General features: G+C 60.0%; 11 protein-coding genes. 5 read left to right on the forward strand and 6 right to left on the reverse strand.

The genetic code is table 11. The features are described 5' to 3' along the window. Positions 1-1,014: 1,014 nt before the first annotated feature. Genes ACO07N_RS19195 through ACO07N_RS19205 form a run of 3 tightly spaced genes read right to left on the reverse strand, consistent with a single transcriptional unit; the run spans position 1,015 to position 6,665 of the window. A complete protein-coding gene (locus ACO07N_RS19195) occupies positions 1,015-4,989 on the reverse strand; it encodes an efflux RND transporter permease subunit (RefSeq protein ID WP_421982563.1) in 3,975 nt (1,324 codons plus the stop codon). After that, positions 4,986-6,089 carry an efflux RND transporter periplasmic adaptor subunit gene (locus ACO07N_RS19200; protein WP_421982564.1) on the reverse strand — a complete coding sequence of 368 codons (1,104 nt, stop codon included), beginning with the start codon at positions 6,087-6,089 and terminating at the stop codon, positions 4,986-4,988. Before ACO07N_RS19200 ends, ACO07N_RS19195 begins: the two co-directional genes overlap by 4 nt. 24 nt (positions 6,090-6,113) lie before the next feature. Continuing rightward, complete coding sequence (locus ACO07N_RS19205) at positions 6,114-6,665, reverse strand: PadR family transcriptional regulator (RefSeq protein WP_421982565.1); 552 nt, start codon at positions 6,663-6,665, stop codon at positions 6,114-6,116. Positions 6,666-6,985: 320 nt separating this feature from the next. Here ACO07N_RS19205 and ACO07N_RS19210 point away from each other — a divergent pair, with 320 nt between their 5' ends. Next, positions 6,986-7,372, forward strand: coding sequence for a hypothetical protein (locus ACO07N_RS19210; protein WP_421982566.1), 387 nt, complete (start codon positions 6,986-6,988; stop codon positions 7,370-7,372). Positions 7,373-7,377: 5 nt separating this feature from the next. On the opposite strand, the gene ACO07N_RS19215 is transcribed toward ACO07N_RS19210, so the two are convergent. After that, complete coding sequence (locus ACO07N_RS19215) at positions 7,378-7,506, reverse strand: hypothetical protein (RefSeq protein ID WP_421982567.1); 129 nt, start codon at positions 7,504-7,506, stop codon at positions 7,378-7,380. 327 nt (positions 7,507-7,833) lie between these two features. Between ACO07N_RS19215 and puuE the strand changes: the two genes are divergently transcribed. The 4 genes from puuE (at position 7,834) to ACO07N_RS19235 (ending at position 10,788) form a co-directional block, all read left to right on the forward strand. Then, on the forward strand, positions 7,834-8,745 hold the full coding sequence (gene puuE / locus ACO07N_RS19220) for an allantoinase PuuE (protein WP_421982568.1): 912 nt from the start codon (positions 7,834-7,836) through the stop codon (positions 8,743-8,745). Between the two features lie 549 nt (positions 8,746-9,294). Continuing rightward, positions 9,295-9,828, forward strand: a complete 534-nt coding sequence (locus ACO07N_RS19225) for a hypothetical protein (RefSeq protein ID WP_421982569.1) — start codon at positions 9,295-9,297, stop codon at positions 9,826-9,828. A 1-nt stretch (position 9,829) separates the two neighbouring features. Next, the gene (locus ACO07N_RS19230; protein ID WP_421982570.1) at positions 9,830-10,213 is read left to right on the forward strand and encodes a winged helix-turn-helix domain-containing protein; all 384 of its coding nucleotides are present in this window, start codon (positions 9,830-9,832) and stop codon (positions 10,211-10,213) included. 191 nt (positions 10,214-10,404) lie between these two features. Beyond that, positions 10,405-10,788, forward strand: a complete 384-nt coding sequence (locus ACO07N_RS19235; RefSeq protein ID WP_421982571.1) for a hypothetical protein — start codon at positions 10,405-10,407, stop codon at positions 10,786-10,788. Here the strand turns inward: ACO07N_RS19235 and pcaF are convergent. Together pcaF and ACO07N_RS19245 are read right to left on the reverse strand one after the other, a co-directional pair. Continuing rightward, entirely contained in the window at positions 10,755-11,960 is a 1,206-nt protein-coding gene (gene pcaF, locus ACO07N_RS19240; protein WP_421982572.1) for a 3-oxoadipyl-CoA thiolase, read from the reverse strand. The two genes, ACO07N_RS19235 and pcaF, sit on opposite strands and share 34 nt — an antisense overlap. 96 nt (positions 11,961-12,056) lie before the next feature. Beyond that, complete coding sequence (locus tag ACO07N_RS19245) at positions 12,057-13,445, reverse strand: mannose-1-phosphate guanylyltransferase/mannose-6-phosphate isomerase (protein WP_421982573.1); 1,389 nt, start codon at positions 13,443-13,445, stop codon at positions 12,057-12,059. Positions 13,446-13,606: the final 161 nt, after the last annotated feature.

The raw sequence follows: 13,606 nt of genomic DNA on the forward strand, positions 1-13,606 counted from the left end.
TTTCATATCACATGTGATGGCATGGAAGGAGCTTGAGCGTGGCGCGATCTCGTCACCCGGTCGCGTAAAATGCGTTTGTGCCACTCGGGAGGTATTGCCTTCGCCTTCTCCCGAGTGTCATCCCCGACTTGATCGGGGACCCAATCTACTTTGCGGCATACTGCGTGTCATGGGCAGGGAGCGGCGGCCCTGCTTTCGGTCGAACGACCGGCGCTCTGGAAACGAGTGGATCCCGGATCTCCGCTGCGCTGCGTCCGGGATGACAGTGGAGGTATAGCCTTGACCTCTTCCCCGGGTGTCATCCCCGACCTGATCGGGGACCCAATCTACTTTGCGGCATACTGCGTGTCATGGGCAGGGAGCGGCGGCCCTGCTTTCGGTCGAACGACCGGCGCTCTGGAAACGAGTGGATCCCGGATCTCCGCTGCGCTGCGTCCGGGATGACAGTGGGGGCTTGAGACGGGCCTACTATCGGGTGTCATCCCCGATTTGATCGGGGACCCAATCTACTTTGCGGCATACTGCGTGTCATGGGCAGGGAGCGGCGGCCCTGCTCGCGGTCAAACGACCAACGCTCTGGAAACGAGTGGATCCCGGATCTCCGCTGCGCTGCGTCCGGGATGACAGTGGAGGTATAGCCTTGACCTCTTCCCCGGGTGTCATCCCCGACCTGATCGGGGACCCAATCTACTTTGCGGCATACTGCGTGTCATGGGCAGGGAGCGGCGGCCCTGCTTTCGGTCGAACGACCGGCGCTCTGGAAATGAGTGGATCCCGGATCTCCGCTGCGCTGCGTCCGGGATGACGAAAGTGGCGGACGCATCGAAAAACCTCATCCTGAGGAAGCGCGGGAGCGCTGTCTCGAAGGATGGGCAAAGCGTTCGGGGTAAGCGGCTTCACTGCGAGCCTAGATCAAGGCCGATGTCCTAAACAGGGTCCAGGCCCGCGTTGATCCAGCAACGAAAAAGGCCGCGCGGAGCGCGGCCTTTTGATCTTTTCCGGTACGGCCTCGGATCACTCCGCCGCGAGCGGCTGTTCGTCCTGCGGCGGCACCTTGGGCGGTGCCGGTTTGGGCATCGAGACAACCTTGGCGGCCGGACGTTCCTTCTCCAGATCCGGATCGGTCCACTCCACGTCCTGATCCGCATCCGTTTCCGGTTCGACTTCGGCTTCCGCTGTTCTGGCCGCTGCTCTTTCACGGCGTGCCGTCGCGCGGCCCGAAACCCAGTTCCAGGTCGCGGTGTAGCTCCGTGCCCAGGTGTTGGGCAGGGCGATCATGACCGGGATCAGGATAAGCGTCAGGATCGTCGAGAAGGCGAGACCCGAAATGACTGCTGTCGACAGCTGGATCCACCAGATCGCGGTAATCCCGCCGACAGCGATCGTCTTGGAGAAGAAGTCCAGATTGACGGCGGTTGCCATCGGCACCAGGCCGACGATCGTCGTCACCGTTGTCAGCAGGATCGGACGGATACGCTGACCGGACGTCTTCAGGATCGCATCGAGCGGATCGAAGCCGTCGTGCCGGAAGCGGTTGTAGGTATCGATCAGAACGATCGCGTTGTTCACCACGATCCCGGCAAGCGCCACGACCCCGGTTCCGGTCATGATGATCGAGAACTTCTGGCCCGTCAGCATCATGCCGAGCAACACGCCCATCACCGACATGACCACCGTGGAGAGGGTCAGGAAGGTCTGGTAGAACGAGTTGAACTGGGTCAGCAGGATCAGGAACATCAGGAACAGCGATGCCATCATGGCCCGCATCAGGAATTCACCCGATTCCTTCTGGTCCTCGTCCGCACCCCGGAACTGCAGATAGACATTGTCCGGGAAGGTCTGGGTATCCAGCCACTCGCTGAGTTCCTGGACCTTTGCGTCGACCGTCAGCGGCTTGCCGTCCGCATCGACCGCCGTCTTGTCGACGGTCGCCTTCAGCATCATCGAATAGAGGCCATCGCGGCGGGTGATCGAGGACACTTTCGGCTCCGGCGACCGGTCGATGAAGTTCGCGATCGGAACGAGACCGAGCGGTGTCTGCAAACGCAGTTGGTCGAAGCGGTCGAGCGTCCGCTCGTCGGAGGGAAGCCGGACGCGGATGTCGACCTCGTCCTCGGAATCCGTCGGCCGGTAGTTGCCGATCAGAACGCCGTTGGTGACCAGCTGGACCATGTTGCCGACCGAGCCGATACCGGCCTGGTAACGCCCGGCCTGTTCACGGTCGATGTCGATCTGCCATTCGATCCCGGGCAGGGGACGGTCGTCCTCCTGATCGATCAGGTGATCCATCGTGTCCAGATGTGTCCGGATACGCGCAACCTGGTCCACCATGGTGTCATAATCGGTGGACGTGACCTCAAGCTGGATGTCCTTGCCTGTCGGAGGACCGCCCTCGATCTTGCGCGTCTCCACGCGGATGCCGGGGATATCCGCGGACCTGTCGCGGATCTCGGCAAAAATCTCGGAGGCCTTCCGGCGGCAGCAGTATTTTGCCAGTTCCAGCGTCATTTCGCCGATGAGATCGCCCGGCTTGTCCTGTACACCGCCGATGAAATCGGGGCCGCTTCCGCCTCCCGGGGGATAGGCGGAGGTGATGACATTCTGGATGCCGGCCGTCTTGAGCACTTCCGCTTCGACCTGCTTCACGATCTCCAGCGATTCCGCGGCGGACATGTTGCCGCGCGCGGACACCATGACGACGGCCTGGTCGGGCTCCTCGTCGACGAAGAACTCGACACCGGTCGGGTTCGACGCGAAAGACGTGAAGATCAGGAAGGAGGTTCCCAGAACCGCGACCAGCGTCAGGATATTGCCGAGCGGGTTGCCCGCCAGCAGTTTCAGGTGCCGGACGTAGAGACCGGTAAAGCCCTTGACCGTGCCAGTGTCGAACCGGAGTTCCTCGGGTTTGTCGCTTTCGCTGCCTCCGTTTCGCGAGCCGAACCCGAGCCGCTTGCGCAGGCCGTCGAATACCCACTCAATTGAATGGACCAGCGGAGAGATGGCCTTGTAGGCCGCCCATATGGCAACGAGCGCGAACCCGAAGACAACCAGGAAGAACCCGGTGTTGACTGCGATCGGATGCAGGAACACGGTGAACGGATGCCCGAGACTCGCGATCGATGCGAACACGGAGCTGATCGTGTCGATGACGATCGGCGGACGCGTTGTCGCCAGGAAATAGGCGAAGTAGGCCGCGAAACCGACAGCAATTGCTTCGAAGACCAGCGAGACAAAGGTCACGGAGCGATATTGCTTGGCAGGTTTCCGGTTTTCCTCTTCGACCTGAGTTGCCGCGCGTTCGCGCCTCCAGCGCACGAACGGGCGCAGAATGAGATAGGCAACGATGAGCGTGACCAGACCAGCAGCACCTGCCGCCGGTGCAGCCATGGGAGAAGCGGCAAGCGCTTCAAGGAAGCCTGGCGAACCGGGAGCGGCACCGAAAGATGCCAGCGTCGCAACAGCGGCGATCGCGCCAAACAGGACCGCAAGAACAAAGGCCGCTCTGCGTTCGATCCAGTGCGTCACTATCGCGAAGATGCCGCCGGTCACCGGCAGGAACACCATCGCGGTCAGGAGCGCCGCAGTCAGAACGATGATGACCATGATCGGCAGGTAGCTCATGAACTCGCCCGCGACGCCGGGCCACAGCAGCATGGGCAGGAACGCAACGAGCGTGGTCGCTGTCGAGGAGACGATCGGCCAGAACATCAACCGCGCGGCGCGAATATAGGCTTCACGGTCTTCCATGCCCTCGCTGACCTTGCGGTCGGCATATTCGACCATGACGATCGCGCCGTCGACGAGCATCCCGACCGTCAGCACGAGCCCGAACATGACCATGATGTTCACGGTGTAGCCGAGACCCGACAGGATCAGGAAGCCGACCATGAAGGAGGTCGGGATCGCGAGACCGACAAGCAGGGCCGAACGCAGGCCAAGGGCCGCAAGAACCAGGATCATAACGAGGAAGATCGCCGTCAGGATCGACGACTGAAGCGAACCGAGAACCTCGAAGATGTTCGAGGACATGTCGATCATGTAATCGACCTGGATCGTCTCGGGCCAGTCCTTCGTCGCCTCGTCGACAACCGCGCGGATGGCGAGGTTGTTCTCGATGATGTTGGTACCGATGCGCTTGGTGACGTTCAGCGCGATGGCCGGGCTGCCGTTCACGCGCGTGTAGGAATCGGCATCCTTGAACGTGCGCCGGATCTCGGCGACATCGCTCAGGGTGACGACACCTTCACCGGCCTGCTTGATCGGCAGGGAATAGACGTCGAGCGCATTCTCGACGAGGCCCGGAACCTTGACGTTGAAACGTCCCTGGCCACCATCGATGTAACCGGCCGGGACAAGCTGGTTGTTGTTCGACAGCGAGGTCAGGAGTTCCTGCTGCGTGATGGCGTAGGATTCCAGTTTTTCCGAATCGATCAGGACTTCGAGCTGTTCTTCCCGGTGACCTGTCAGGTCGGCCGAGCGCACGGTGTCGATCGCCTCGACCTGATCCTTCAGGCGGCGCGCATGCTGGTAGAGCGTGCGTTCCGGCACGCTGCCGGAGAGCGCAATCGTGATCGTCGGAACCAGCGCGAAGTTGGTTTCCGAAATGGTCGGTTCCTCGGCGTCCGCGGGCAGTTCGCCCTTGGCCGCATCCACCTTGTCGCGGACATCGGCGAGCGCTTCGTCCTTGTCGAAGGAGATGTCGAATTCCAGAATGATCCCGGCATGGCTTTCCGAAGCGATTGCCGTGATTTCCTTCAAGCCGTCGAGGCCGCGAAGCTCCGTTTCCATCGGGCGCACGAGAAGCCTTTCGGCGTCCTCTGGGGAGATCCCCTGTTGAACGATGGACACATAGAAGACCGGAACGTCGATGTCGGGACTGTCTTCCTTGGGAATGCTGATATAGCTGAACACCCCAGCAACCAGGAGCGCCAGCATCAGCACGAAGACCGTCTTGGGACGTCTCAGGACGCCTTCAAGCATGTTTATCATTGGGTGAGCCCCGCAGTTTCAAAGACCGGCTGGACGGTCTCGCCGTCACCGACATATTCCTGTCCGACCACGATCACGGTAACTTCTTCCGGAAGGCCGCCGACCCACAGGCCGTCGCTTTCGCCGCCGAGCACCTTGACCGGGTAGAACGCTGTCTTGTCGTCCTCGACAACGGCGCGCACACCGACGATGCCCGCATCGCTCAAGGTCAAAATGGCAGGCGAGATCTTGTGTGCCTTTTCGACCGGCAACGCCAGGCGTGTCACGGCGGTCACACCGTCGCGCGCAATCCCGTCCGGGTTCGGCAACTCGACCTCGACGCGGAACGTGCGTGTGTCGGGCTCCGACGAGGGAGAGACATAGCGGACCTTGCCCGTCATTGTTTCGCCTGTGACGAGCCTGACTTCAGCCGGCATGCCGATGGAGATCTGGCCGATATTGAGTTCGGAGACCTGGCCGATTGCGATCATCGGATCGGAATTCACGACGGTCGCGCAAATGCCGCCATTGTCCAGCTGTGCGCCGATTTCCGCCATCGGGCTTTCGATGACGCCATCGATCGGTGACCGGATGACCGTGCGCTCAAGCTCCAGTTCCGCCTCTTTGACGCGCGCACGCGCCGCATCGAGACCGGCCTGGGTCGCAGCCGCCCGGGTCTGGGCGGTGAAGCCCTTGTCGGCAAGTTTCGTCGCAGCAGAGTGGTCGAGTTCGGCCTGGGCGAGGAGAGCCTTTGCTTCCAGAACACCGGCTTCGCGCGAGCCGCGATCCAGCTCGCACAGCACATCGCCGGCGGCAACACGTGCCCCTTCGCGTGCAGGGCGCCGGACCACGTCGTCCTTTGTCTCCGACATGACGGCAACCTTGGCCTCCGCCTCGGTGCGTCCGCGGACTTCCAGAATGGCCTGGCGGTCCTGTGCCGTCAGCTTCAGAACCTGCACCCGGAACGTGGTGTCTGCGTTTTCGGCAACGCGTTCCGCCGGCGGCGGCACTGCATTCTCGCCGTCGCCGACACCGCCGACGACAACGGTGCCGCCCGACATCCAGTAGCCTATGCCTGCGGCAAGGCCCACCGCCATGATATAGGACAACTTAACTTTCATGGGTCTTCACTCCGAAACTCAAACTTACTCGGCGGCGTCCGACACAGGCTTTGCCGCGTCTTCTGCAATCTTCACGAGCGCATTTCCGTGTTCTTCAAGGTAGGCCAGCGTGCAATTCATGCAGGCGATGCCGTAGCTCCTGGTCCAGTTGGAGCCAGGGTGGTTGCATTCTTCATCGGATTCCGTCAGCAGGCGCAATTCCTCAAGCACCTGCGCCTTGCGCCTTTCAAGCGCGCGCCGGATGACGTCAGGCGGCAACTGGGCAGCATTGAGGGCGATCAGCAAAAACGGGGATTTGAACGTGTCGGGAGCCTGCGGTTCGCAAAGATAGTCGATGAGTTCCGCATGGCCCGCCTCCGTGATGGAGTAAACCTTCCGGGCAGGTTTTCCAGCTTGCGGTTCTTCGCGGACGGTAACGAGCCCCTCCGATTCCAGGCGTGCAAGTGCGGGATAGATTGAACCGAAACTGGCGTCATCGAAATAGCTGAACCGTCCGTCGGTGGACTCCTTGCGGATCTCGTATCCGGTCGCGTCGCCGAAAGACAGGATCGCCAGGCACAGGCTGCGTACACTCATCGGTCTCTCCGTTCCCGAAGGCGTCCCTCCGGATTGACGGCTTGTCTACGCGGCTAACTCGTCGCCGGATGTTATCTCCGGCTGTGGCGCAGAAAAGGGGTATATGTTGGTTCGATATATCGGACTAATATATATCATCCTTGAATGAATCAAGGGTGCAGTGCACAATTATTTGGAGCTGAGACGAATTGCGTCAATCCCGGCAGGCGGCCGGACAGGCGGGTGCAGGGTCGCGGCGCCTGTTCATTTTGTCACCTTGCCGCTTGCGCCCGGTGCTTTATCCTCTGTCTGGGTAACGGCGAGCCGCATGGGAGTTGAAGATGCCGGACGAGCAACGGGCAGGCGCGAGGCGCAATCTGAAGCAGGATCCGCTGATACGGCTCATCGCGATCAATGGTGTGGCAGGCGTCGGTGTCGCCATGCTGGTCATGGGGGGGATCTTCTGGACCAATATCGGCAACCTGCGTGTTCTCGTCGCTGGAGCGGAAGACCCGGTTCTGCCCGTTCTGATGCTGGCGTTCGCGCTTGTCATCACGCTCGGTTCCGTGGTCATCGGTTCGGCGATCATGCTTCTCGGCAGGAACAATCGGAGCGGTGGCCCACGGGGAGGCAGGTCTCTCCTTGCCTGGACAACCGCCCCACAGAGCGCACCCGCCTACGTGAGCGCCGCACCGAACGGCAGCCGGCCCCGTGGCGCAACGCATTGAAACATCTACATTCCGGGAATGTGAACAAAGGCAATCGCGCTTGCATCTGCCGAGCGGGTGGGGCGGGTATCTGAAAAAAGGGTCATGGCGGCGGCCGTGAGCAACAGGAGCAGGCCCGCTGACGACAGTTTCATCACATTAATCCTTGCGATCGTGGCCGTCCCCCAGCGCTGTCCGCGAGACACTGGATAAGTTGCAAGGCTCTAAAACGCCGATAACCACGTGTATAAAATTTTACCGATCGCGCTTTTTTACCGCCTGCGCTTGCGAAAGGTTGCGCTTGATCACATGTTGCGGTCTTTTGAAAGCACCTGATTTGAGAGGCAATTTTCGATCGCGTCAGGACTGCCAGCGGGAACGGCCAGCGATCTTGGCCTTGATCTCGGGCATCGGGCGTTTCGCGTCTCGGGCGATCCGGACACAGGCCGTTTCAATCCATGGCGGCAATGATGGAGCAAGACATGAATGACACCTATCCACGCGACATGGTCGGGTATGGGCGGACCCCTCCAGACCCGAAGTGGCCAGGTGGTGCGAAACTCGCGGTGCAGTTCGTCCTGAACTACGAGGAAGGCGGCGAGAACAACATTCTCCACGGCGATTCCGCATCCGAAGCCTTCCTGTCGGAAATTGTCGGTGCCCAGCCCTGGCCGGGCAGGCGGCACTGGAACATGGAATCCATCTACGAATACGGATCGCGAGCGGGATTCTGGCGGCTTTGGCGCCTGTTCACGGACCGTAACCTCCCGGTCACTGTCTTTGGCGTGGCAACCGCGCTGATGCGCAACAGCGAGGCGGTCGCGGCCATGAAGGAGGCCGATTGGGAAATCGCATCGCACGGTCTGAAATGGATCGAGCACGGTGACATGGAGGAAGCCGAGGAACGGCGTCAGATCCGCGAAGCGATCCGGGTCCATGAGGAGGTGACCGGTGCGCGCCCGCTCGGCTGGTATACCGGCCGCTGTTCCATGCAAACACAGAAGCTGGTGCTGGAGGAGGGCGGTTTTCTCTACGATTCCGACAGTTACGCAGACGATTTGCCCTATTGGGTGGACGGGCCCGGCGGAGATCATCTCGTCATACCCTATGCGCTCGATACAAATGATATGCGGTTTGCGTCGGCACAGGGCTTCAACTCGGGCGACCAGTTCTTTGCCTATCTGAAAGACGCTTTCGACACGCTCTATGACGAAGGCCGGCGCGGAACGCCGAAGATGCTGAATGTCGGCCTTCATTGCCGGCTTGTCGGCCGGCCGGGCCGTATCGCTGCACTGGCGGGTTTTCTGGATTACATCGCCAGTCATGCCGATGTCTGGATCACGCGCCGCATCGACATCGCCTGGCACTGGCACGCGCATCACGGACGCGTCTGAAGGCATCGGGCAGGCGGGTTCTACCCCTGAAATAAATTAGCCCCGACAGCCGTTTCCCGGGCGGCTGACGGGGCAATGAAAATTTCTGCTCGCAACACCGTCTAGAAATCGCATTTCGTAACGTAAGTAAACAGTTCGTTAAATTTAACCTTAAGATTTAAATCTGCTTGTAATCTTGCAGAATGCTTAACGTTTTGCGTCCGGCAATGCGGAATTTTTGCCGTCTGGCACTCCGCACATGGCCGAATTGACCTCAGCTGGCGCGCAGCCCGTCGCCGAGCCGGCATCCTGGTCCGGCGGCAACGAAATACATGGCCTTGAAAACGTTGAATGTTCTGAGGTTTGTATCAAAATGATACGAAAAGCTGTGAATTTTGGCGTTTTCCCGGGAAGGGAATAGCGCCTTGCGGGTTTTGCAGACGGTGGGGGAGTAGAACGGATGGGTTTGGGGCCCGTCGGTTCGCTCAAATGCAAGGCCGGTTCGCCGGCTTGTGTTGAACCAGGTGGAAGTCGGGCAAACAGACTGTGAATCTCTCAACGATACGTACTGTGGCAGACAGCGTATTTGACTATCGGCTTTCCGTGCTGAAGCACGCGGGAGACCCGCTTTTCCGGAATGTGTGTGTCTACCGGGATTGCTTCGATGGTCTTGCGCCGGCCGGGATTGCAGAAAGCGGATCTCCGCTTCAGGCAGCAACGGCGGCTTTAAAAGATAACAAGCTCAAGCCCTCTGAAACCGGTTCCGCAAGGCACATCTCCGAAGAAGATGATGTGTCCTGTAAGGCGCGCGCGTTGTCGCTGTTAGACGCATGTGCCTGGCGTCACTCCAGAATGGATCAAACAGCGTTTCTCAAAGAAAACAGAACCGAAGATCGCGACATCTGTGCCGGTGAACTCCGCCACGCGGATGAGCCGAATGTCGCGGCAAAGAGAGAACGAAACTCCATGAAACCACTAATGCGGCAGAAATCTAGAGAATGTGGGCAAAACAGGATCTGTCCGGAAAGCATGATCCTGGCCGGAACGTCAACGCTGACAGCGCGAGCTGACTGCGTCGTCATCACGAACAGCGGGGGGCTTTGATATGAGCCTTGCGCTTGACTACGAAATTGTACACCTGCGCGAACAACTCGAGCAAAAAGAGGCCAGGATTGCCGAGTTGGAGCGCTTGATCGCGGACCAGCAGGTCGTCTTCCCACCAAGTTGGGACCTGACCCGCATCCAGACCCGCATCCTGAGATTTCTGTTGAAGCGGAACTTCGCCAACAGGGAGCAGATCCATGCGTTCCTCTACGCGGATCGGGATGATGGCGGGCCGGAACTTGAAAACGTACGAGTGCACATTTGCCTGCTTCGCAAGAAGCTGAAGCCGCATGGTGTGAACATCAGCTGGCTGGTCGGCATGGGCTACAGGCTCGACGATGAGACTAAGGAAAAGATCAGGTCTGCGTCCACGCGTCCCGAGTGAATGAACTGACGGATAGCGCGACTGGCGGGCGTGCCCTGGTACGACCGCCCGATGTCGTGCGCGCAGTTAACCTTACCAGCTAAAATACAACTTAAAACTGAGTAGTTCGTATTGCCTGTTTCGCGTGTATCGCATACCACCGCAAGAGCTTAACATTTTATTAATTAAAGCTTGAGGTTGAGATGCGGTTCGTGCTGAAGAATTTTCATATCATTGTTTTTGCTTGTGTTTCACTGCTTTCCGCGGCCTGGGTTGCAACCGAGCCCGGGCGCGCGGAGAAGATCGCTCGCCCTCTGGTGGAAGACGCGCGCGAGGTCAAAATGCTGGCAACGGGTGCGTATCGGGAGTTGCGAGGCTTCAACTGGCGCGCGGCCTGTAATGAATTCGTAACCATGTATGTCACGGCAATGCGCATGCCCTCGCTGGTGTTCGAGAGACTTGCCGATCGGCTGGACAAGTTCAATGCCGACATCTCCAAGCGCGCACAGGGCGCGCCTGGGCTGACACCGGGAGCGGACACGCAAAGACAGCTGGCTTTCGGTCAAGCGGACGCCATGGCGAGTGCGATGCCTTGACCGACACCGATGCACATGGTTGCGAGGGCCAGTTTGCCGCCGCGGTTTTTCAGTTCAAACGCGGCTGAGCCTGTAATGCGCGCCCCGGACATGCCGAGCGGATGCCCAAGCGCGATGGCGCCGCCATTCGGGTTGAGGGTGTCGCTGTCTTCCGGCAAGCCGAGATCCCGGCACGCGGCGATGGCCTGAGCGGCGAATGCCTCGTTCAGTTCCACAATGTCGAATTCACCCGGCGACAGGCCAAGACGCTGGCAGAGCTTGCGTGTTGCCGGGGCAGGGCCGATGCCCATGATCCTGGGCGGCACACCGGCAGTCGCGCCACCCAGGAAACGGGCGACGGGAGACAGGTTGTATTTGCCGACCGCAGTCTCGGATGCCAGCAAGAGTGCGGCGGCGCCATCGTTGACACCGGACGCATTCCCAGCGGTCACGGTCCCGTTTTCCCGGAACGGCGTCTTGAGTGCCGCGAGCGCTTCGCGCGTCGTGCCGTGTCTGGGGTGCTCGTCCTGCGAAATCAGAACCGGATCGCCTTTTCTTTGGGGGATCATGACAGGAACGATCTCTTCGGCCAGACGGCCGTTTTTCTGCGCAGTTTCGGCCTTCTGCTGACTTCTGAAGGCAAAATCATCCTGATCCGAGCGCGACAGGGAGAAGTCTTCGGCGACATTCTCGGCCGTTTCGGGCATGGAATCGATGCCGTATTGACGTTTCAGGAGCGGATTGACGAAGCGCCAGCCGATCGTCGTGTCGTAGATCTCTGCTTTTCGCGAAAACGCGGTATCGGCCTTCGGCATGACCAGCGGTGCTCGTGACATGCTCTCCACACCACCTGCAATCGCGACGTCCATTTCACCGGCCTTGATGGCCCGCGCGGCCGTCATCACGGCGTCCATGCCAGATCCGCACAGCCGGTTGAAGGTCAACCCGGGCACCGTGTCGGGCAGTCCGGCCAGGAGAGCCGACATTCTTGCAACGTTGCGGTTGTCTTCGCCGGCCTGGTTGGCGCATCCGAAAAAGACGTCATCCAGATGCGCCCAGTCCATGTCCCGGTTCCGCTCCATGAGCGCTTCGATCGGAATAGCGCCGAGGTCATCGGCGCGGACTGAGGACAATCCGCCGCCGTAGCGTCCGATTGGCGTTCGGACGTAGTCGCAAAGAAAGACGTGATGCATGTCGATAGTCCCGGAAAACGCGGTTTCTGGAACAAGGTCTTGAACAACCTTTCCACCGATTGCAAGCGCAGTTCCCGCGAATGTCCGGAGCCGGGCTCAGTCCGTGTGGCGGACGATGTCGTCTTCGGCAAGATATGTGCCGGATTGAACCTCGATCATCCGCACAGGGATCCTGCCCGGATTGTGCAAAGTGTGCCGCGCGCCGAGCGGGACATAGGCGGACTGGTTTTCCGTCAGCAGGCTGGTCTGGCCGTCAATCGTGATTTCCACGGTTCCCGACACCACGATCCAGTGCTCGGTGCGATGCAGATGGCTTTGCAGACTGACCCGTTGTCCCGGCTTGATCATCATCGATTGAACGGCAAAGCGGTCGCCGGCGTTGATGCGCTCCGTGTATCCCCACGGCTTGTAGGCGCGCGTGTGACGATCGACCTCGTCGCGGCCTTCGGCTTTCAGCTGGTCGACCACCTTCTTGACGTCCTGTGCGCTGTCCTTATGGGCGACGAGCACGCTGTCGCTGGTTGCGATTACCATCACGTCTTCGAGCCCGATCACCGACACAAGTCCCTGCTGCGAATAGGCCAGGCAGTTGTTGCTTTCCAGAAAGCGCGTGTCGCCGAGCCCGGAATTGCCGCGTTCGTCCTTGTCGAGCACGGTCCAGATGGCCGACCAGGACCCGAGGTCGTCCCATTCGGGAGCCACGGGTGCGCAGGAAACGTTCTGCGCCTTTTCCATGATGGCGTAGTCGATGGAGATATCGTCGAGCTTTTCGAAACTGGCTTCGTCGAGCCGTGTGAAGTCCAGGTCGCTGCGCCGGGTCTCCATGACGTCGCTGACAGCCTGGCTAAGCGCTGGCTGGTGGGTCTTGAACGCGGTGATCATGGTGTTTGCGGAGTAAAGAAAGATGCCTGCATTCCAGACATAGCTGCCGTCCTCAAGGAAAGCCCTTGCACGATCAATGTCCGGTTTCTCGACGAATTTTTCGACAGACCGCACAGGAGCCTCGCCGGGCGCGACCTTGATGTATCCGTAGCCTGTGTTCGGCTCTGTGGGCGTGATGCCGAACGTGACAATCGATCCGTCCCGGGCAGCGCCTTCAGCCGCACGCACGGTGTCGAGAAAGACATCTTCCTTGCGGATCAGATGATCAGAGGGCAGCAGGAGAATGAGTGCATCGGGGTCGGCCTCCGCTGCGATGATCGCGGCCATGAGCGCAGGTGGTGCCGTGTTCCGGCCGACCGGTTCAAGCAGTATGCTGGTGGCCGCCATTCCGAGTTCCGCGAGCTGTTCGCCCATCTGGAACCGGTGGGTATTGCTGCCGATCACGATCGGATCGGCAAACCCGGGCTGGCTCACTCGCTTGCAGGTTTTCTGGAAAAGGCTCTCCCCCTCGAACAGGGGCAGGAATTGTTTGGGCCGGTCCTTGCGCGAAAGCGGCCAAAGGCGTGAGCCGACACCGCCGGACAAAATGCATGGAAAGATCATCGAGCGAACCCTGTACAGAAACGAAAGCGTGTCCGCTTATACACGTCAATGCATCCGATTTGATTAACGTTGGTGATCGGCGGACGGGTTTCCGGCTTGACTGAAACTCATGTAATAATATAACGCGTCTTCCGGTTTTCTGCTGGAAAATCCGGCATATT

It is taken from the genome of Roseibium sp., assembly GCF_965229775.1.
Taxonomy (GTDB): Bacteria; Pseudomonadota; Alphaproteobacteria; order Rhizobiales; family Stappiaceae; genus Roseibium.

Bases quoted from the DNA above. Each gene is read 5' to 3' on its own strand.
- puuE (WP_421982568.1), top strand. From the start codon at position 7,834: ATGAATGACACCTATCCACGCGACATGGTCGGGTATGGGCGGACCCCT.
- ACO07N_RS19215 (WP_421982567.1), bottom strand. From the start codon at position 7,506: ATGAAACTGTCGTCAGCGGGCCTGCTCCTGTTGCTCACGGCCGCCGCC.
- ACO07N_RS19245 (WP_421982573.1), bottom strand. From the start codon at position 13,445: ATGATCTTTCCATGCATTTTGTCCGGCGGTGTCGGCTCACGCCTTTGG.
- pcaF (WP_421982572.1), bottom strand. From the start codon at position 11,960: ATGCATCACGTCTTTCTTTGCGACTACGTCCGAACGCCAATCGGACGC.
- ACO07N_RS19200 (WP_421982564.1), bottom strand. From the start codon at position 6,089: ATGAAAGTTAAGTTGTCCTATATCATGGCGGTGGGCCTTGCCGCAGGC.
- ACO07N_RS19210 (WP_421982566.1), top strand. From the start codon at position 6,986: ATGCCGGACGAGCAACGGGCAGGCGCGAGGCGCAATCTGAAGCAGGAT.
- ACO07N_RS19230 (WP_421982570.1), top strand. From the start codon at position 9,830: ATGAGCCTTGCGCTTGACTACGAAATTGTACACCTGCGCGAACAACTC.
- ACO07N_RS19205 (WP_421982565.1), bottom strand. From the start codon at position 6,665: ATGAGTGTACGCAGCCTGTGCCTGGCGATCCTGTCTTTCGGCGACGCG.
- ACO07N_RS19195 (WP_421982563.1), bottom strand. From the start codon at position 4,989: ATGATAAACATGCTTGAAGGCGTCCTGAGACGTCCCAAGACGGTCTTC.